At 43.3% G+C, this 19,985-nt stretch carries 14 protein-coding genes and 1 pseudogene; 9 read left to right on the forward strand and 6 right to left on the reverse strand.

The annotated features are described in order from the left end of the window. Positions 1-118: 118 nt before the first annotated feature. On the reverse strand, positions 119-658 hold the full coding sequence (locus tag AB6D58_RS20375; protein ID WP_017061899.1) for a DUF3332 domain-containing protein: 540 nt from the start codon (positions 656-658) through the stop codon (positions 119-121). A 225-nt stretch (positions 659-883) separates the two neighbouring features. Then, positions 884-1,045: a hypothetical protein gene (locus tag AB6D58_RS20380; RefSeq protein ID WP_170962358.1), complete on the reverse strand. Its 162-nt coding sequence runs from the start codon at positions 1,043-1,045 to the stop codon at positions 884-886. A gap of 265 nt (positions 1,046-1,310) precedes the next feature. Here AB6D58_RS20380 and AB6D58_RS20385 point away from each other — a divergent pair, with 265 nt between their 5' ends. Continuing rightward, positions 1,311-1,904, forward strand: a complete 594-nt coding sequence (locus AB6D58_RS20385) for a hypothetical protein (RefSeq protein ID WP_050648160.1) — start codon at positions 1,311-1,313, stop codon at positions 1,902-1,904. Positions 1,905-2,133: 229 nt separating this feature from the next. Here AB6D58_RS20385 and AB6D58_RS20390 read toward each other — a convergent pair whose 3' ends face one another. After that, the gene (locus AB6D58_RS20390) at positions 2,134-2,343 is read right to left on the reverse strand and encodes a hypothetical protein (protein WP_372158269.1); all 210 of its coding nucleotides are present in this window, start codon (positions 2,341-2,343) and stop codon (positions 2,134-2,136) included. A gap of 928 nt (positions 2,344-3,271) precedes the next feature. Between AB6D58_RS20390 and AB6D58_RS20395 the strand changes: the two genes are divergently transcribed. The 6 genes from AB6D58_RS20395 to AB6D58_RS20420 all read left to right on the forward strand — a co-directional run bounded on the left by AB6D58_RS20395 (position 3,272) and on the right by AB6D58_RS20420 (position 13,280). Continuing rightward, the gene (locus AB6D58_RS20395) at positions 3,272-4,204 is read left to right on the forward strand and encodes a siderophore ABC transporter substrate-binding protein (RefSeq protein WP_017066720.1); all 933 of its coding nucleotides are present in this window, start codon (positions 3,272-3,274) and stop codon (positions 4,202-4,204) included. 100 nt (positions 4,205-4,304) lie between these two features. Next, positions 4,305-5,258 (forward strand): ABC transporter permease, encoded by a 954-nt coding sequence (locus AB6D58_RS20400; protein WP_372112978.1) that lies wholly within the window; start codon positions 4,305-4,307, stop codon positions 5,256-5,258. Then, a complete protein-coding gene (locus tag AB6D58_RS20405; RefSeq protein ID WP_017068462.1) occupies positions 5,251-6,201 on the forward strand; it encodes an iron chelate uptake ABC transporter family permease subunit in 951 nt (316 codons plus the stop codon). Before AB6D58_RS20400 ends, AB6D58_RS20405 begins: the two co-directional genes overlap by 8 nt. A gap of 12 nt (positions 6,202-6,213) precedes the next feature. After that, entirely contained in the window at positions 6,214-6,978 is a 765-nt protein-coding gene (locus tag AB6D58_RS20410; protein WP_017061894.1) for an ABC transporter ATP-binding protein, read from the forward strand. A gap of 310 nt (positions 6,979-7,288) precedes the next feature. Then, positions 7,289-8,314 (forward strand): HD-GYP domain-containing protein, encoded by a 1,026-nt coding sequence (locus tag AB6D58_RS20415; protein WP_372158272.1) that lies wholly within the window; start codon positions 7,289-7,291, stop codon positions 8,312-8,314. 70 nt (positions 8,315-8,384) lie between these two features. Beyond that, a complete protein-coding gene (locus tag AB6D58_RS20420) occupies positions 8,385-13,280 on the forward strand; it encodes an ATP-binding protein (RefSeq protein WP_372158293.1) in 4,896 nt (1,631 codons plus the stop codon). A 94-nt stretch (positions 13,281-13,374) separates the two neighbouring features. Here the strand turns inward: AB6D58_RS20420 and AB6D58_RS20425 are convergent, their stop codons facing one another. Then, on the reverse strand, positions 13,375-14,265 hold the full coding sequence (locus AB6D58_RS20425; RefSeq protein WP_136978257.1) for a LysR family transcriptional regulator: 891 nt from the start codon (positions 14,263-14,265) through the stop codon (positions 13,375-13,377). A gap of 243 nt (positions 14,266-14,508) precedes the next feature. On the opposite strand from AB6D58_RS20425, the gene AB6D58_RS20430 reads away from it, so the two are divergent. Beyond that, entirely contained in the window at positions 14,509-15,684 is a 1,176-nt protein-coding gene (locus AB6D58_RS20430; RefSeq protein WP_372158275.1) for an MFS transporter, read from the forward strand. A 213-nt stretch (positions 15,685-15,897) separates the two neighbouring features. Here AB6D58_RS20430 and AB6D58_RS20435 read toward each other — a convergent pair whose 3' ends face one another. Both AB6D58_RS20435 and AB6D58_RS20440 read right to left on the reverse strand, forming a co-directional pair. Then, positions 15,898-18,654, reverse strand: a complete 2,757-nt coding sequence (locus tag AB6D58_RS20435) for an immune inhibitor A domain-containing protein (RefSeq protein ID WP_372158278.1) — start codon at positions 18,652-18,654, stop codon at positions 15,898-15,900. A 55-nt stretch (positions 18,655-18,709) separates the two neighbouring features. Further along, positions 18,710-19,027 (reverse strand): hypothetical protein, encoded by a 318-nt coding sequence (locus AB6D58_RS20440; protein WP_372158280.1) that lies wholly within the window; start codon positions 19,025-19,027, stop codon positions 18,710-18,712. A gap of 409 nt (positions 19,028-19,436) precedes the next feature. Between AB6D58_RS20440 and AB6D58_RS20445 the strand changes: the two are divergent. Beyond that, positions 19,437-19,840, forward strand: a pseudogene (locus AB6D58_RS20445) (Lrp/AsnC family transcriptional regulator); the annotation flags it as partial. Positions 19,841-19,985: the final 145 nt, after the last annotated feature.

Genomic DNA, 19,985 nt, shown 5'->3' on the forward strand with positions numbered 1-19,985 from the left:
CCGCCGTATGCGACCCACGCTTGTACGGTGTGAGAGGACGGAGGCCGTGAGGCCTCCTCCTACTCGATTATGAGCTCAAAAGTCTCTTTAAGTTTGAACTCTGTGTGGGCGATGAACCTTAAGCTTCAGTGCCTTGAATCTTCTCTAATTCAGCGATAGTTGTTTGCGATACAAGCTGACCATCCATGTAATAGGTAACGTTTTGACCGTCTTTGATGCCCGTTAGAGTCGCTGTTTCACCAGATGTATAGACGATGTCCATTTGAATCGTGTTTTCGTCGATCTTAATCATCTCACCCGTTTCAATGGTGCGATTGTTAGAAATTGGGCCGACAGGGGCTTCTTTCAGGCTTGGGTCCAGCTCATCGTTCACTTTGAAGTGCGTGTCTGTTTTTGTATCAAATACGTGTGGTGAACCGCTGATAGGGTTTTTACCTGTCCAGAATTCAAGTGAGTTGAATACCACATAGTCTGCTGCGGTAGTAATACCGTATACAGGCGCTAATAAGAAGTTTACACCTGCACGGGCATAGCGGTTATCGACAACTTCAACGTTAAATTTCATCACTTTCCCTGTTACGGCGTTGCTGCCGATACAACCAGTTAGCGCAGAAGCCAAAACCGTTAGTCCTACAATTTTAAGTGCAATCTTTTTCATTTTAGTACCTGTATAAGTTAGAAGTCTGTTTCGTTGGAACAGGTGTAGTATGGTTTTTATTCGATGGTCAGTTTTACCATTTAGCGCCACTGACGATATAAAATGCACTCGGACTTTTGGCATCAAGCTAGGTATAAAACTGGGCACAAAAAAAGCGCGACCTAATAGGGCGCGCTTTGGGGTATTTAGATAAGTCGTAATGAAAACAACGACTCCCATATAGAATTACTTCATCACGTAGGTATAAGCCGATACGACAAGCCAGCGGAAAAATCGAAATAAAAGGGTAGTGGCTTTAAAGGCAAACTTGGCAATGGATACCATTGCTTCTGAACCAATGCTCACGCACTTATGCAAATCGGATTCTTTGTATTCTGAATAGGTCATCTGTTTTCTCATTTCTCGCGCTTGTCTTTCATATGTAAGTAACGACTCCTGTCTGGCGATATCCCCTGAGCGCGTAATGTACGAACTTTCGCCGATAGAGATTTACCATTTTATGCCAAGTGGGTTAATAACTAGCCAAAAGAGAAAGGGCTGAGAGAATTTAACGGCATAGCGAGGTGTAACTGATCAAGTTACCGAAAAAACGAGGGTAATAATGGTATGATCGCGGGCTCAGCACCATAAGTGATAAAGAATAGGAAACAGAATGACTCACCTTACCGAACAGCAAGAAGCTGCAATGGCGACGTTTAAAGAAAACTTACACCTTCCAAATGGTGGTTTTCATAAACTGATTATCGAGCTAAGTAAGGAGTATCAGTTGCCTTTCCAAAAGGTGCGTGCGGTTTTAAAGAAAGCTCAAAAAGATGTTGAACGACAAATACGAGAAGACTTTACCAGCGTTGATGACACAGTACTGAGCCAAGCGAATTGGGTAAATATCATTAAGTCGAAGCTTGTTGAGTTAGCGGAAGAAAACCAAACGGTTATGGATAAGCTGCAACAAAATCTGAAGTATCAAAAAGTGTTGTCGGCAACCGAGGGTTCAATCGCAAGCGAAGACGAACGTGACGAGTTGATTGAAGAGTTGATTCAAGCTTATGAGAAAGAGGTGTTCAAACCGTTACTGGCGATGTTGCATACAACGAAGCTGTATTGGAAGTTAATGCTGGTGGATGAGACATGTAAGATGAATGAGGAGAATCGTGAGAAGTTCAGTGATTACCCTCAACACATGCAAGCTGCAGAACACTTATATACTCTTGATCAGAAGTTAAGGTCGATGCCGTTAACTTATTAGTCCATGAATGCACTGATAATGACTCAATGGTGATTTAGAGTTTGATATAAGTTGGTTTCAATAGAAGTACGATAACCTAGCTAGCGTTAGCCGCGTGTGAAATGCAAAAAGGCTAGGTTTCAGATCTGTTTTACTTCTACTCTATTTTGTTCTGCTAGAGCGAATTGAGGGTGACATCTTTTACATCTTTGGGACTAGACGGTGTTTCTTTTGTAGCCTTTGGGAAATGCTATAGGAGTGTGAAATGTCCTAGGGTGTTTCCGTTGCCTGAAACGATAGTTCCGATGCTTTCTCGTTCATTAAATTCAAAGTCGATGAGATAGCTGTGATGTTGTAGCTTGGGCAATATGTGGCAGTGGAGTATATCGCTATTGAGCTGTCGAATCTCGGTGACCCATGAAATCTCTTCTTTGTGTAAATCTATTTTAATCTTGAGCATTTATTACCTTTTAGTTTATTGACTGTTTTTTCGCGTGATAGTTGGTACCAATGGGTTTGTCGTGTTGTTCTGCGTGACATAACTGTGCCTTGTGTTTATTACATTTGTATTTAAGTGCTCGATCTATTCTGACTTCGCTGACAAAAGAGCAAATGACGATAGATCGGTAGTAGGATCGAATTTAAAAGCTATTGAATGACTATCTGGGTGAAAGCTGACGCAGAGATGGTGTAACGAGGGAATCGAGAACTGTCTATGTGGAACTTGGACTTACTTTAGCATTAACAGCTCTATAGATTAGAGCCAGGTGGCGAACTATACGCCTAGTTTTCAAAATTACAACCCTATTTTCAATTAAATTCAAAAATATTTTTGGGTGATTTACCATCGGTTACTGAAGGTTAAATGAGCGAAGGTCAGGGATTTGACCATGATATCTGACTGAGTCTTGGCTTTTCAGCTGTTCGTATTCGTTGTCATTAGTGGGTTTAATTGATCAGCTAATTTGGTGATGATTAAGTCTCTGTTGTATATAATCTTTACATTGTAAATTACAATCCATGATTTTGGGGTTCAGCGTTGTAATTACAGGGTTTTTGGGTGCTTTCCCCATCTGTTTTTTTCTTCAGGTTGATGAGTATTTTCCTCTTCGCGTCTTTTTGATATTTCTGATTCCTAATACCTCTCCTGACTACGCAAAATATGAATACTCACTTTTACGTTTCTGAATAATAAAGTTGTTGTATCGCCAATTTAGTGCAAATATAATTGATAATAGTTCTCACTTGCGTTACAAGTTTGTTGTCAATCCAATGACAGACTTTAAATTATCGTTATTTAGCAGTTGTGTACGCCCCATGCTCGTCTATGAGTAATGTGACTTTCATTGTCATGAGTGGTGGTTTGTATCAATGGCAAAGGAAGAAACATGAAGAAAACAATCAATTCAGTTCGCCAGTTATTGAGCGGGCTTGCCATCGTTCTAGCATCATCATTCATGATGACCGCGCATGCGGAAACCGTCACCATTGAGCATGTGAAAGGCACAGCGCAGTTTACTGAAGTACCACAGCGAGTGGTGGTTCTAGGCCACGGTAGCTTAGACGTGCTCGATAAAATTGGTGTACAGCCAGTTGGCGCGCCTCATAGCTTGCTGCCTGATTACCTAGCTTCGTACAAAGATACGACGGCAAATACAGGCTCTTTAAGCGAACCTGATTTTGAAGCTATCTACATGTTGAAGCCTGACATCATCATCGCGGAAAACCGCATGCTTAAGGTTTACGACAAACTGGCACAAATTGCTCCTACTGTCATGTTTTCTATTGAAGGCGACAAGTACTGGGCTGATGCTCAGCAAAACTGGCGTGTGCTAGGCGACATCTTTGGTAAGCAAGCTGAAGTCGAAGCGATCATTAAAGAGACTCAAGCTTCTATCACAGCGGTAAACGACAAAGTAGCGTCTGACGAAACTTCAGCAATGATGCTAATGAACAACGGTAACAACATTGCGATGTTCAACAAAGGCAGCCGTTTCTCAATCATCTTTGATGACTTTGGTTTCGTGGAATCAAAGAGTGCAACTGTGGCTCCGATCAAAGGAACACACGGCAACCTAATCTCTTTTGAATACATTGCTGATGCAAAACCGGAAGTGCTTTACGTGCTTGACCGCGAAAAAGCGATTGGCAAATCAGAAGGTCGCGCTCAACAACTGTTTGATAACCCACTGGTTGCGGCAACACCTGCAGCGCAGCACGGCAATATCGTTTACCTTGATTCAAGTGCTTGGTATCTGGCTGGTGGCGGTGTGACGGCGATTCACAGAATGATTAGTGACATTGAACGTACGATTCAATAGTTACTAATCATCAGATTTTCGGGCTTATAAGAGTGTTCTTATAAGCCCTTTTTCACTTTTTTATACGGGCTACCCGAGACCTACCTTTAGTATTATTTCTATGTTGAAACCCATTGCAGCTGCTGTATTTCTTGTTGTGTTATGCGTTGCGTCATTGATGATTGGAGTCGCTGAAATCAGTTTTAGTGACTTCTTCAATGGCAACCAACACGCCAATTCTATTTATATTGTTAGTCGGATTCCTCGACTACTCGCGATCGTGCTTGCCGGAGCGGGATTGAGTGTTTCTGGCTTGATCATGCAGCAAATCGTACAGAACAAGTTTGCCGCGCCTTCGACGATGGGCACCATTGACTGTGCGATGTTGGGTTACATTGTCGGCATTCTAGTGCTAGGCAATGCTGCGCAATGGAGCTACTTAGGCTTTATCTTCGCGTTTGCAGTGTTTGGCACCATGCTATTGGTTCGCTTCCTACAACACCTCAAGTTTAAGAACGCGGTATTGGTGCCTTTGATTGGCATTATGTATGGCAACGTTGTTTCGTCTCTAACAACCTTTATTGCTTATAAGTACGACTTAGTACAAACCATGTCGGCATGGACTATGGCGAACTTTGCGAGCGTGTTGCAGGGCAGCTATGAAATCCTTTATCTCGCGGTGCCTGCTTGTGTATTGGCTTACTATTTCGCGAGACAGTTCAGTGCGGCGAGCATCGGTGAGAGCTTCGCGAAAAACATCGGTTTGAATTATCAGAAGATCGTCTTCATTGGTGTTGCGTTAGTGGCTATCAGTGCCTCCTCTGTGGTGATGATCGTTGGTGTTATCCCATTCCTTGGCCTTATCGTGCCGAATATCGTGTCGCTGATGATGGGCGATAACATGAAGAAGATTCTGCCTTGGACTGCCTACTGGGGGGTGATCTTGGTGTTGGCTTGTGACCTGCTAGCTCGAATCGTCATCTTCCCTTATGAGATTCCAATCTCGATGGTAATCAGCATCTTTGGTGGCATGATTTTTATTTACCTAATCATGAGAGACAAGTCGAATGCGTGATTCAGTAAAAATTGCGATTCTGGCTATCGCGTCTTTGGGTATGACAGCGCTATTCATCGGGCAGGGGCTGACGTGGGATAACTACGAGTTCTTCTTGTCTCTGCGCCTACCAAAATTGCTGTCGATTGTGTTGGCGGCGGTAGCGATCTCGGCGTCGTCATTGGTTTTCCAAACCATTACTAATAACCGAATTCTAACCCCCTCCATCTTGGGCTTTGACAGCTTGTATATGCTGGTACAAACGGTACTTCTGTTTGTGTTTGGCAGTGCTAGCTTCTGGGTGATTGACTCGATCGCAAACTTTTCGATGTCTGTGACTGTGATGATCTTGTTCTCGTTTGCTCTGTTCCATTTCTACTTTAAGAGCAAGCGAAACAACGTATTCACACTGCTGTTGATAGGCATCGTATGTGGCAGCGTATTCTCGAGTTTGTCTAACTTCTTGGCGATGTTGATTGACCCGAACGAGTTCGCGGTGCTGCAGAATGTGATGTTCGCAAGTTTCAATAACGTGAAAGGCGAGTTGGTTTACCTCAGCCTTATTCCTTTGGGTTTGAGCTTGCTTGGCCTTTGGTTGTTGGCGCCTAAGCTTGATGTACTTTGGCTTGGTGTTGATAACGCGACAAGCCTGGGTGTGAACACCAAGCGATTGACTCAGATTACCTTGGTGATTGTGTCAGTGATGGTCGCGGTGTCGACTGCTTTGGTTGGCCCTGTGCTGTTCTTTGGTTTAATCACCGTGAGCTTAGCTCGTCAGATATTCAAATCTTATCAACATCGTGTGCTTATCATCGCAAGCAGTTTGTTAGCGGTCGTTCTATTGGTTTCTGGCCAATGGTTTATCGAAAAAGTGATGGCGTTTGAAACCACTGTGAGTGTGATTATTAACTTGGTCGGCGGTTTGTATTTTATGTTCTTGTTGTTACGCACCAGAATTCAGTAAAGGTAGTAAGTAGTGATTAAATTAACAGGTTTAAGTAAGAAGTATGGCAAGTCACTCGTGGTTGATGATGCCAGTGCTATGTTCCCGAAAGGCGAAGTGACTTCTATCATTGGCCCAAATGGTGCGGGTAAAAGTACACTGCTTTCAATGGCGAGCCGCTTAACAGACAGCGACGCGGGTGAAGTGGTCATTGGCGATAAGTTACTGGCTGAGTGGGATACCAAAGAGCTAGCGAAGCACCTTGCCGTGTTAAGACAATCAAATAACATCAACATGCGATTTACGATTCGTGAATTGGTCTGTTTTGGTCGTTTCCCACACTCTCAAGGTCGCTTGAAAGACGAAGATCATAAGATCGTCGATACAGCACTAGAACACCTTGGCATTACTGACATCCAAAACAAATACCTTGATGAGTTGAGTGGCGGTCAGCGTCAAATGGCGTTTATCGCGATGGTTGTGGCGCAAGATACGGATTATGTGTTCTTAGATGAGCCTCTGAACAATCTTGATATTAAACACTCGGTCGAAATTATGCAGACGTTGCGTCGTTTAGCGCATGAGTTCAATAAAGCGGTCGTTATCGTGATTCATGACATCAACTTCGCTTCTTGTTACTCAGATAACATTGTTGCGATGAAGAAAGGCAAAGTGGTTAAGTCGGGTAAGGTTTCGGAAGTGGTTGAAAAATCAGTGATGGAGTCTATCTACGAGATCCCATTTGAGATTCGTGAGTTCGATGGTGTTCGAATCTGTATGTATTATTCTGGTCGTTAGATTACTGAATAACTCGGTTGTTTTGCTTTCTAGCCGTTGAACGAAAAGAGCTCCCATATGAGGAGCTCTTTTTGTTTTCGGATAGTATCTGTGTTGTTGGTGAAATGTTACAATGCAAAGGTAATTCCCCTTGTATAATAATAACTTAACTGACGTAATATTGACTGGTCGTACTTCTAATAACGCCAGTTTGAAGTCACTCACAGATCTACTCTTCATTTTTGAAAATCAATTGCTTTTTTTTCTACTTAACCTCTGGAAATCGTTCTACACTAGGGTTATAACTGTTTGATTTGTATACGAGGTATCAATGAGTCGGAAACCTATAGTGTTAGTCGTGGATGACACCCCAAGTAACTTGGATGTGTTAACGGCAATACTCAAAGATACTTATCAAGTGAAAGTAGCGATTAACGGCACAATTGGTATCAAGATCGCGAAGATGGTGCCGCAGCCAGACCTTATCCTCCTTGATATCATGATGCCTGACATCGATGGTTACGAGGTGTGCCGCCAACTTAAAGCTCAGCCGAATACGGCTCACATTCCTATCATTTTCGTGACCGCCACAATTGGTCCAGAAGCCGAAGTAAAAGGACTCTCCTTGGGGGCTGTCGATTACCTAACCAAGCCGATAACCCCTGCAATTGTACTCCAGCGTGTGAAAACGCATATCGCACTTTATGACCAACAACGCGCGTTGTTTAGTCAGGTAAAAGAGAAAACTCAAGAGATCAATCTCGGTAAGCTAGAAACACTGAACATACTGGGTAGAGCTGCTGAATTTAAAGACAATGAAACAGGCATGCACGTTAAGCGTATGAGTCACTACTGTGAAGTGCTAGCTAAAGCCTTGGGAATGACTGACGAAGATGCCGAGACGTTGCGTGATGCAGCACCAATGCATGATATTGGCAAGATCGGTATTCCTGATAGCGTATTACTCAAGCCGGGTAAATTGGACGCCGACGAGTGGACAATTATGCAAAAGCATGTCGAATATGGTGTTGATATACTTGGTAGGCAGAGTGATTCCAAACTGATGCGTATGGCTATTCAGGTGGCGCAATATCATCACGAAAAATGGGATGGCAGTGGTTATCCAAACCAGATAGCTGGTGAAGGTATCCCATTGGTTGGAAGAATTGCGGCTGTTGCTGATGTGTTTGATGCCCTGACCGCAGAGCGCCCTTATAAAAAAGCTTGGAGTATTGATGAGGCGCTGAACTTGTTTGAAGAACAGAAAGGCAAACATTTTGATCCAACTATCGTTGATGTGTTTTTTCTGAAGTTACCTGAGATTCTAGCAATTAAAGAGAAATTTAGAGATGAGTGATGGCTTGATGTTGTCGCTAAATCGTTTGGTTGTTTTTCTGGTCATTACACTTGTGGTGTGGTCGCTGCTAATGCGATCTACGAATGCTGCTGAGGTAACAGATACTGAGTTAAATCAGTGGTTGGGAAACCAACCAACGGTAACTTTTGTTGTCTTGGCCAACCATTATCCTTACTCATTCATCGATGATGATGGGCAGGTTTCTGGGATCATCAAAGATTGGACATTAGATCTTGAACAGCGTTTTGGTGTTCATGTTCGGTTTGTCACAGTTAACTCGCGTGTCGAGGCTAAAGCCGCGTTAGTCGACGGGCGAGGCGATGTATTTCCATTCCAACAGTTCGACCCAAGTGAAGGTGGCCGTTTTCTTGCGAGTGCTCCCTATATTCCTTATCAGGTCGCAGTGATTGTTCCCATCGACAACAAACTCGATGGAAACCTAGATCAAAATAATAAACGCCGTATTGCGATGGTTAATGAAAATATCGATTTGGAGCGAGCCGGTGTCAAATTGAGTTCTATTGAGCGAGTGAATTTTGATAACGTTATTGATGCAGTACGTGCGTTAGGGGCCGGGGATGTCGAAGGCATGGTCGGTGAACCTATCACCACTATGGACCTTGCGAAAAAGATTGGCGTTCATGATTTAGCGGTAAATTATGTTCTGGAGCATTGGAAAAGGTTTGAAGCATCAATGGTGATTCGAACCGATGAACCAGAACTGCTGACGCTAATCAACAAACAGATTGAAACCTTCGACGTTGATAACAAGAACCAGATTTTATCGAAGTGGCTAGACAGTTCCCCCTATCGAGTGCCGCTAAAAGGCGTGTTTGGCTTTGGTAACCCTCCGTATATTTACCCAGACAGCACCGCAGTCGGGCTACAGTACGACATTCTTCAGCGTGCACTGAATGACATGGGATATAAACTAGGTGACGTTGTCACACTTCCACCTAGCGCCGCTAAAAAAGCCATCGATAACAATAATTCTATAGCCTTTTTTTCTGGTGTTCAGTTTGATGATCCTAATGCGCACTTTTTAAGTGATAACGTTTTTAATGTTGAGTTTGTTCCTGTTTCACTAACTCGCCGCAAACTCCAACTTCAATCCCCAAAAGACCTATCATTAGGGGCGTTATTGTTCGACGAAACATCCACAATTAAAAACTCTGTTGAAGTTCTGAAGAGTAAGTTAGACATTGATCGTATTGAAGATTACGAAGATCTTGAATCAGCATTCTCGCAGTTGAGGGCTCAAAATGTTGACCTGCTAATGGTTGAACGAAGAGTGCTAGAGTGGTTTATCACCAACACTCGTTTTATTGAAATGGCAGAGCTAACGCTACATGACGAGTATAAAGTTGAGTATCCGATCTATGTGGACTTTAAGAGTGAAGAAATCAGAGATAGCTTCAATGCCGCAATTAAAAGGCTTAAACAGGAGGATGACGGCTTAAACCAAATTATCGAGATGCAGGTTCAGAGTGATTTAAGCCTAGTCCTTAAAAAAGCGAATATTATCGCGCAAATATCTGCGTATTTTATCGTCAACGACCGCTTTGAAGAGTTGACGGAAGTGTTTGAAATTTTCGACACGGACAGTTCTTTTCAGGTGATCACCGCACAAGCGGATAACAATAGTCGCCCGATCAAATCTTGGTACATAGGCAACCTAGTTGATCAATATGGAGAGAAGAAAAATACCTCTCACTTTTCATCAGTCACCAAGGTGGCGAATTATAGGACCAAGGGAGGGAGTATCAACTCTGGTTCGATGACTTTCTACTTTGATGTTAATTCGTTAGAGCGGAACCATGTTTATTTTCCATCTGTCGAACAATTTAGTTCATTCGGAGATGCGGTGAAACGCTATATTGCGGATGTTTATCAAGCGAGTAACTTGACTGGAGAGATCCTAAATCTAAGCCAAAAAGAGAGGGCGTGGATTAAAGATAATCCGGATGTACGTATAGGTATCGATCCGAATTCGTTACCTTATGAAGCGGTATCCAATACCGGTGAATACATCGGGATGATTGATGATTATCTAACGCTGATTGAACAAAAAACAGGGCTAAGTATTCAGCATGTTGACGTGGCGAATTGGTCTGAGACCCGAAGCTTGGTTGATCATCATGAAGTGGAACTGGTCTCAGCAGCTCAAGAGAATCGTTCGTTAGGAGATAACGTCAAAGCAGCTAAAAGCTTGTTTTCAAGTCGTTTGGCCATTGCATCGAGAAGAGACGTTAGTAGCTTGGTACTTGAAGAAGCTGATGGTTGGAAAATCGGTATATTGAAGAATGCGGCAAATACTAACGCGATTTTATATAAGTACCCGAACGTTGAGTGGGTAGAGGTAGAATCCACGGCCGATGGGCTCAACCGATTGGATGATAAAACCTTAGACGGCATGGTCGACACTGTTGATGTCCTCAATTACCTCATTGATTCATTTGGTCATCGAGGGGTTGGTATCATCGGCCGGTTAGACTTCTTCCTGTCGCCAACTCTGCATGTCATCAAATCTGAACCTTTGCTTTATTCGATTGTGAATAAGGCGATTGAGAGTATTTCTGCTGAAGAACATCAAAAGATATCGGCGAAGTGGGCGGCGCCCAAAGCGATAGAAAGAGTTGATTATCAATTGGTTTACACTATTTCGGTTTTTTCTCTGGTGATCCTTCTTCTTATTATTTTCTGGAATCGTAAATTAGCGAAGCAGATCAGTATTGCTAAGGAAGCGACCGAAGCTCTGGAAAAGGCGCAGAACCAACTCTACAACATGCTAAATAGCTCTCCAATTGCAGCTAGTGTGGTATTTGAAGAAGAGGTTCGTTACGCGAACGATACGGCAAAACGTTTGTTTGGCGTGGAAGATCAGGCGTTGTCTTCTATCGACGTTGCCGCTATCCATGACTCGCTGAGCGTTCGTGATGGCGTGCATGAAGAGCTCGACCTTAACGGTAAAGTTGAAAATAGGGAGTTAGTACTCAGAAAGTCTGATGGAACCCGATTTGTTGCTTTGGTCAGTTACTATCTTTTTGAGATTGATGGTGAAGTCGCCACACTATTTTGGGCATTCGATATTTCAGAAATGAAGCGCCTTAACGAACAATTGGAAGAAGAGAAACAGAGAGCCGATTTGGCGAGCCAAGCTAAATCGGAATTCTTAGCCAATATGAGCCATGAGATAAGAACCCCAATGAACGCCATTATTGGCTTGTCTTATCTGGCGATTGGCGAAATATCTAATCCTGTAGCTCGAAATTATATTGAGAAAGTGCACCGTTCTGGCCATTCGTTACTCGGTATCATCAATGACATCCTTGATTTTTCAAAGATAGAAGCTGGGCAACTTGTTATTGATAACGTCCCGTTTGATCCCGTAACGACTTTTAAAGATGTGATTGAGTTGATGGAATCGAAAGCGGCTGAGAAGCAACTCAATTTGTCTATGGTCATCGACCCAGAGTTAGACACGCCACTACAAGGCGATCCATTGAGGTTGTTCCAAGTCATACTCAACCTTGTGGGCAACGCGATTAAGTTTACGGAAAAAGGCAGCGTAGCGTTAACGGTGGAGCATGTTGACTCGAACGACAGCAGCCTAACCATGAGAGTGAGTGTGATGGATACCGGGATAGGCATCTCGGATGAGAATCTGCACAAGCTGTTTGAAGCCTTTAGCCAAGCGGATAGCACAACGACCCGTCGGTTTGGTGGTACGGGGCTTGGGCTTAACATTAGCCAGAAATTAGTGCACGCGATGGGCAGTCAAATTACTGTGGAGAGTGTTTACGGGCAGGGCAGTGAGTTCTCATTTGTGCTGACATTGCCACGAGTAAGCGCGGATGAGTTAGCCGACTTTAAAGCCCAAGAGCTGCAGTTGGATTATCAGGTTGAGTTCAAAGGGCAAAGAGTACTATTGGTTGAAGACAATGAGCTGAACCAAGATCTCGCCTTAGCATTTTTCAGTCGTTCTAAATTGAATGCGGATCTTGCTGAAAACGGAAAGGAAGCGCTGGAATTAGCTCAAAATAACGACTACGAGATAATCTTTATGGATCTTCAAATGCCGATTATGGATGGCTTTGAAGCAACCCGTTTGATTCGCGAGTTTGATACAGATGTACCGATTGTTGCAATGTCGGCCAATGTGTTTGCCGATGCGAAACAACGAGCGAGGAAAGCGGGTGTAACCGACTTCTTGGATAAGCCAATTGTTATTGATAAAGCGATGGCTTTGATTACGAGGTACATTGTTCCTGAGGTGCTAGTAGAAGGTCGAGCGCCATCTGACTCGTCTTCACATACGAAACAGACTATTGATTCTAATGAGAGTGCGGTATTAAGCTCTGATGCCTCAATTGAGCCACCTATTTTCTCTCAGTCGAGATTTGAGCAACTGACTTATCATGATGTGAGACTGCAAGCCAAGATGCTTAATAGGTTCTGCCAAGGCGCGCCAGATACGATGTCGGAAGCTTCTGATAACTTAGTACAAGGCGATTGGGAAACGTTAGAGCGTAATCTTCATACTTTAAAAAGTATGGCTGCTTCGATTGGTGGATTGCGATTGGCAGAGTTACTCAGTGATTTAGAAAGCAAAGCGCATAACAAGGCGTGTGATGAAGCAGATCTTAAGCAAGGCGAACTTGGGTTAATCGAACTGATTAAAGCAGTTGAGATCAGCTTTGATGTGTCTGGTGTTGGGGGATTCAATACGACAAGTACTGAAGAAGCCGATGCGAGTCTTGCTGATACCTCTGATTCACCGAGCATCACGTCAGAACAGCATGCTCAGTTGCTATCACTGCTGGATGCTTATGATAACGATGCAACTCAATATGTGACTGAGTTACTGGCACAGTATCCACATTCTGTTGTTCTCAAAGATGTTCGAAGTGCGTTAGATAATTATGACTTTGAACGAGCAAAAGAGGGGCTTGGCGCTTCTGAGTAGTTGTCTTTTATAAATATCACTTCAACATTAAAGCCTTTAGCTCTTATAGCGAAATACCGAGCTAGCTAAAGGCTTTAAATCTATCTACACCGAACTAACGACTCACGTTCTGTTTGATTAGCTCAACAACCGTATCGTATCGGTGCGGCAGTTTTCGGTTTCGTTTTTGAACCAGATACAGCGTTTCCTCTACTTCTACCTTTGGCGGCACAACGTGTAGCTTGTCTCTATCTGGGAAGTGTTCAACCGCGCCAGCCGGTAACACGGTAAAACCTAATCCTTTTGATACGGGTAGCAAGATCTGGTGAAGCTGATTGATGTAGCCAGATCTTGGTATCTCATTAACGTTGATGTTCGCTAAGTCTTTATCTCCGCAAAGGTCGAAATACAAAGACAGATAATGTGCAGAATCTGGGTGGGCAATCAGGCCAATGTCATTCAATACTTGCGGCGTTATCTCTAAATCAGCAAGGCTGTGGTGAACAATAAGACACAGTGCTTCTTTGCCGATGACTTGGCTTTGGTAGTAGCTGTCGTTCGGGGAATGCCTAACAATGCCGATATCGGTAGTGCCTTCGCTTAGGTCATTCAATATCTTTTTGTTTGGAGCGGCTTCTAAGTTAATGCTGAGCTCTTGGTGTTGCTGTTGAAGTTCAAGAAGCTTGGGATACAGACGCAAAGAGAGTGAGCCAGAGCAAGACAAGTGACATTGCCCAGCATAAGGGTTATCAAAACTCAGAGACTCAAAAAGATCTTCTTGGTCTTTCTCTAGTTTGATCGCATAGCTATACATAATCCGACCCTGTTCGGTCAGTTCGAAGCTCTTGTTTTCTCGAGATAGCAGGTCACAATTACAAGCTTGTTCAAGCTTCTTGATGTGTTGGCTGACTCCAGGTTGTGTCATATACAACTTTTCTGCCGTTTGGGTGAAATGGCCAACTTCAACCAGAGTCTTAAACGTATTGAGCCAAAGTGGATTAATCATACTCACCTTCAAATACTAAAGCCTATAAATAACAAAGCCAATAAATAACAGAAAATTATTATTATCTTAAGTAATGATAATTTCAACTCTAGCGTCTTAAGTAACGCTAATCAAAGTCATGTGGTGGTAGCACTTTATATTGGTCTATTGGTCGCTTTGTAGAGTTGCTATGAGTAACAAAGTGTTGCGACTTTGTTGAATTTTTGGTCTATTGACCAACTGTGCTCATATTTAGGAACGAAGATGAATAGAAATGTTTGGCTGCTTTCACTGTGTCAGGCCTTGTTGATGACGGGTAACATATTACTGATCTCTGTGATTGGTTTGATCGGTAAGCAGATTGCACCCAGTGTCAGCATGATCACCTTGCCGGTTGCACTGCAGTTTTTGGGTTTAATGGCAGCCACTATTCCAGCATCTTTAATTTCAGGCAAGTTAGGGAGAAAGCGAGGATTTAGTATTGGTAATGTGGTTGGCATTACAGGAGCTAGTCTTGCCACCTACGCACTGTCTCAACAACATTTCTATTTGTTTTGTTTCGCTACGTTCTTACTTGGGATAGGCATAGGTTTTGGCACGCTTTATCGTTTTGCTGCAATCGAGGTGTGTGATGAAAATGCCCGTCACCGAGCGATCTCTATCTCGATGGCTGGTGGCGTTTTAGCCGCGGTATTAGGACCAAATTTGGCGATTATGTCGCAACAGTGGTCGCAAGATGGCTTGTACATTGGTGCTTTTGCTTCTTTGATTGGATTGAACATTCTTGCGTTACTCATCTTACAAACAACTCAGTTTCCAAAAGTCTCTTTTAATAGTCAGGCACCTAAATCCGATCCTCTCAGTGTGATAGTAAAAGCGCCTAACTTTATTGGCGCAGTGTTTGCTGCCATGGTCGCTTATGCGGTGATGAATATCCTGATGACAGCAACGCCATTGGCAATGATTGGTTGTGGCTTTGACTTTACCAAAGCAGCGGGCGTCATTGAGTGGCACGTATTGGGGATGTTTGTTCCTGCATTCTTTACTGGTTCACTTATCGAGAAGTTTGGCTCAAGAATGATGATCTTGGCAGGCGGGGTTCTGTTCGTCGTCTGTATCGCGATTAACATTCATGGCGAATCTATCTGGCACTTCAGAGCGGCTCTAGTTGTGCTTGGTGTCGGTTGGAACTTTATGTTTATCGCGGCAACAGGTTTGTTTAGTCAGTCCTACCAATCGCAGAATAAAGCTAAGGCACAAGCGTTTAATGAATTTATTGTCTTTGGCTGTGTGACGATTACAGCGATGCTCTCTGGCTGGCTAGAATCGACAGCAGGGTGGCAGAACCTCAATATCTACGTATTACCATTCGTGTTAGCTGTTATCTTGCTGTTCGCATTCAGTGCTCGTAAATCGCGTATTCAAAAGCAGCCTGTGTAATGGATCATCTAATGGTGGTTCAGTAACTTCGTTACTGTGATTAAAACCCTAGTATCTCAAACTGCGACCAATAAAAAGCCCTACCAATAAGGTAGGACTTTTTCTTATGGCTTAAATAATAACGTTTTCTTAAAACTGCTGTCTTGGCTTATATCCTGTGACAACAGTACTTAAGCTTGTGTTGTAAATACGCATGACAGAGCCAGCGATGATTTACAGGTCGACCAAAATTGTCTTAGTGGTAATCCCACCTTGGTCATCGATTATCTTCAGTGTCACCTCGTGCTTTCCGTATGAAGGGAAGATTGACGTGAATGTGCGACCTCGTTTCACCTTTCCGTTTGGAAGTGTCCACTCGGTATCAACAATACGACCATCGCTGTCTGAACTTGTAGACCACATGGTTACCCAGCGGCCCAAGTGAATGTACTTCGCGCTCGCTTCTGGAAGGGCGTTTGGAGATTCAACACTCACTACGGAGCTAAATGAAGCGGTAGCGCCTTTGTCGTCGACAACAGTCAAGTTCACCGTGTATTCACCGGCCTGTTCATAAGACCAAGTTGGTGCCACTTCGTAACTTGTTGTGCCGTTCCCAAAGTCCCACAGGTAATGGGTGATCTCACCGTCTTGGTCTGAGCTGAAGTTGTTTGCAGAAACAGTCAGACCAGTCACATTAAGCTCGAAGTTCGCAGTAGGAACGATGTTGTGTTGGCTTACTTTAGATAAGCGAACCACACCGTATTCGTTGTTATCACTCTGATTCACAATATCGACCGCTAAACCAAACTCCGTCAGGATGCGTCCTGAATCTGGTGCTTGAGGCGATGTGTAATCTTGGTCATCCGAGAAGCTAGCATTGCCAACCAAACTGGTATCTTCGAGTACATCGTTGTCGCTGTTTACAAGACGCATTGGAGTATGATCTTTGAGTGAAAACGCTGCGTCTCGAACTTGGTAGCGTGTTTGAGCCGCTTCACCAGAGTTTGCCCACACCATGGCATTTTGGTCTGCATCGACCACGCCTAACCAACCTTCACCAGGGTGTTTACCTACCCAGTTGTCGGTTAGTGATTCGTCGACGTACCAAATGATCAAGCCAGGGTCGAATGACATCAGTTGTCCCATGCGTTTGATGTTCGCTAGGCCTTCATCAACATCCATGTGGCTGCGCCATTGCAATAGATAGTAGTGCTGCGCTTGATGGAATCCATTACTCAGCTTGTAACCATTAAGGGCGAAGGTGGAGTTGCTTTCACCATCGTCTATTGAGGTCACTTCACCATCGACAACAACAGCAAGGTTATCTAAATAGAAGCCTTCCATTGCTAAGCCGCCATCGGTGATGTATTCAAAAGACAGTTCCACTTCTTGGCCTGCCCATTGTGAAACGTCGAACTCAGCGTCGACCCATCCGCCAGATTCGCCGCCAATAGCAGGAACGAGGTCCGTGTTGTATGGATCGTCCATTGAGGTAATGTTTCCTGCAATGGCTTGTCCGTTGATTAGCACGCGCGCAAAGTCGTAGTCTTTTTCAATCTCATACCAAGTTTTGAAAGACAGCAGTGCAGAATCACCCGCTGGGATCATCAACTTGCGAGTCATACTGTTTTTCAGATCATCGCCTTTTTGAGAGTGGAATGAATACTCGCCCTCAAAGGGTTTCAGACTTTCAATCTGCTTTTCAGGAAGATCCACTTTGATCATGTTAGGACGACTGTTATCCGTTGTTTGGAACAGCGTATACACTTGTGGATTGTCTTCTAGGTCATCAATCGAGAGCTGATCATCGTTAACCCAACGTCCGCCAATCGATTTCTGTAGGAAGTGTTTTGCCCAAGAGCTGAATGCCGTTGGTTGTGTACCACCAATTTGACCAGCCCAACTGCCCGAAGACATGATTGACCAGTAAGAAACCGGTTCGCCTTTGCCTGTGTATTGCGTGTCATACTCGTCTGGTAAGCCTAAATCATGGCCATATTCGTGGGCACAAACACCTGCAGCCGCATCAATCGGTTGAATGGTGTAATCGAACGCCGCGTATTGGCCACCAAATCGATCTGGAAGCGAGCTAGAAGTACCTTCCAGTACATGAGTGCGACCAAGGTTGAATCGGTGAGACCAAATCGCATCAGGGCCTAACACGCCACCACCGGCTTCTTCGCCTACCGATGCATGAAACACCATCAGGTGGTCAATCACACCATCGGGTTCGCGGAAATTTCCGTCACCGTCGTAATCGTAACGATCTTCGATGTCGTAATCGGCAAGGTTGATACTCGGATCTTGAGCTAGTTGATTCAGCGCTTCACGAACCAGTTCCTGTGCGTTTAAGTCGTTGTCGGTGGTAGGGGAGTTGCCACCATAGAATGACGCAGGCTTAGAGGCGCGATACCAACCTGCCGCTTGACCTGCAACGCTGTAACTATCACCAGATTCGCTTTGGTAATACTGACGCATCGAGATTAGGTTTTCGCCATTTGGCCCTGTGTAGCCAGAATTTGAAAACAACAACTCTTGATAATGTTCAGGGTTGTAGCTCTCGTAGAGCATTTGCGTGTGCTCTTCGGTCAGCTTGTTGTTATCCCAGTTCAAATCAGGGAAATCGACCAACAGAGCGAGTACTTTATCGGTACGCTTGGTGCCGACTTCTAAAGCAAAGACACTCGCTTTTTTAACACCGGATCCTTTTTCGATGGTTTTGAGTATTTTCGCTCGTTGCTCAAGTGCTTTTTTACCGAATTGAGCGTCGCCTTTAAAACCTGAATTGATCTTATTTTTTAAGTAACGGTCAAGTGCGTCGTGTTTTGCCACATCGGTTGCATCTTGGTCGACTAAGCCTTGTCTAACTAGCATTTCAATAAGTTTGTCTTCATTAACAACGCCTAAATCAATAGGTGTTTTTGCATAACTACTGACGCTAAATAGAGTAAGCATTGCTGAAGCCAACAATGTTTTTCTCATCATTTTCATTATATTTCCTTTTTATATTTCCATGTCGATATCAGTATCAACTGCCTTATTCGAATCAGTTGTCCGAGTCTGGCCTAATACACTCTTGTGGTGTCTTATTTAACTGACGTGTGTTTGTTGTATGTTTTTTACCTTCTATCTCTTTTGTATTGGTTGTCTCTTTTCTATTTTTTGAATCAAACGGAGTGCTCTTCACTTTTTTAGCGTTGAGATAGATACGCAAAGCTTCTTGATTTTCCTCATAGGTTAAGCCTGAACAGATAACACCTTGTTTAATCAATGACTTCAGCAATAGTTCGTCGTTCTCAATAGTGGAAGCCTGTGACAGTGAGGAAAAAATTAGAACCATTAAAGCCATTGTTTTGTGTGACATTATTATATCAAGCCATCAGTTTTGATTATGTAACAAAATATATTTATAAAATTTACCAATCAAATGGATAATTATTACAATTAATTATTCGTTCCGGTTTCAACATTTAGAGTTAATATACAATAAGGAGTGTTATTTATTCTATTGTCAGTTATTTAATGGGTTTTGTTGAATGAATAGTTGATAGTTTGGATGTTTAATAACATTGATTAGGCCGTGGTTATTATTCTGGAGGGCGCTTTATACAAGGCGTTGGGTTCTAACTAATAAGATGATTTTTTATTATCGGTGTTTTAAAATACGCATGTAATAACTGAGTCATTAGTAAATACCCATGCTCAAATTATTTTTACTCAAAATATCAATAATTAGGGTATTGAGAGTAACTTTCAGTGTTTAAATGACGTGAAATTTAACAATAGCAGAGCTGGTCGGATTGTCACCGCCTGCTTGCTTAAAGCGAATGAAACGGCTGAGAGAAGAGGGCGTGATTGTCGGTGGTGTGTCCATCATTAATCCAGAACTGACCGGCAGTAAGATGACTTTGGTTGTGTCCGTGGAAATGGAGCGTGATCGAGGGGATATTTACCAAATCTTTCGCCATTCTATTTCAAAGGCAGAGAGGTCACGCAGTGCTATCAGATATCAGGCAGCTTTGATTTCATGCTGATTGTGACGGTCAAAGACATTCAAGCCTACGAAGACTTTGTGGAGCGAGTACTACGCAAAGATCTGAATATTCGTAAATTCCATACCTCTGTCTCAATGAGAACCGTGAAATTTACCACTGCCGTAAACTTAGATGAGTCGTGACTGTTGGCATGAGAAGATAGTGAAGTTATTAGCTTTGTGAGGTACTTAGCTAATATTTGTATAAATAGCAGGCATTTACACAAAATGTGACGTTCACATTTTGTCATAACTTTAATAATTGTATATATTCCTCGCCTAAAATAAT

This window comes from Vibrio sp. 10N.239.312.D08 (genome assembly GCF_041466145.1).
GTDB lineage: Bacteria > Pseudomonadota > Gammaproteobacteria > Enterobacterales > Vibrionaceae > Vibrio > Vibrio crassostreae_C.

What these genes read in the sequence shown, in the direction of transcription:
- AB6D58_RS20395 (WP_017066720.1), top strand. Translation starts at nt 3,272, where the DNA reads ATGAAGAAAACAATCAATTCAGTTCGCCAGTTATTGAGCGGGCTTGCC.
- AB6D58_RS20390 (WP_372158269.1), bottom strand. Translation starts at nt 2,343, where the DNA reads ATGCTCAAGATTAAAATAGATTTACACAAAGAAGAGATTTCATGGGTC.
- AB6D58_RS20375 (WP_017061899.1), bottom strand. Translation starts at nt 658, where the DNA reads ATGAAAAAGATTGCACTTAAAATTGTAGGACTAACGGTTTTGGCTTCT.
- AB6D58_RS20380 (WP_170962358.1), bottom strand. Translation starts at nt 1,045, where the DNA reads ATGACCTATTCAGAATACAAAGAATCCGATTTGCATAAGTGCGTGAGC.
- AB6D58_RS20400 (WP_372112978.1), top strand. Translation starts at nt 4,305, where the DNA reads ATGTTGAAACCCATTGCAGCTGCTGTATTTCTTGTTGTGTTATGCGTT.
- AB6D58_RS20425 (WP_136978257.1), bottom strand. Translation starts at nt 14,265, where the DNA reads ATGATTAATCCACTTTGGCTCAATACGTTTAAGACTCTGGTTGAAGTT.
- AB6D58_RS20435 (WP_372158278.1), bottom strand. Translation starts at nt 18,654, where the DNA reads ATGAAAATGATGAGAAAAACATTGTTGGCTTCAGCAATGCTTACTCTA.
- AB6D58_RS20385 (WP_050648160.1), top strand. Translation starts at nt 1,311, where the DNA reads ATGACTCACCTTACCGAACAGCAAGAAGCTGCAATGGCGACGTTTAAA.
- AB6D58_RS20420 (WP_372158293.1), top strand. Translation starts at nt 8,385, where the DNA reads ATGCGATCTACGAATGCTGCTGAGGTAACAGATACTGAGTTAAATCAG.
- AB6D58_RS20430 (WP_372158275.1), top strand. Translation starts at nt 14,509, where the DNA reads ATGAATAGAAATGTTTGGCTGCTTTCACTGTGTCAGGCCTTGTTGATG.
- AB6D58_RS20405 (WP_017068462.1), top strand. Translation starts at nt 5,251, where the DNA reads ATGCGTGATTCAGTAAAAATTGCGATTCTGGCTATCGCGTCTTTGGGT.
- AB6D58_RS20415 (WP_372158272.1), top strand. Translation starts at nt 7,289, where the DNA reads ATGAGTCGGAAACCTATAGTGTTAGTCGTGGATGACACCCCAAGTAAC.
- AB6D58_RS20440 (WP_372158280.1), bottom strand. Translation starts at nt 19,027, where the DNA reads ATGTCACACAAAACAATGGCTTTAATGGTTCTAATTTTTTCCTCACTG.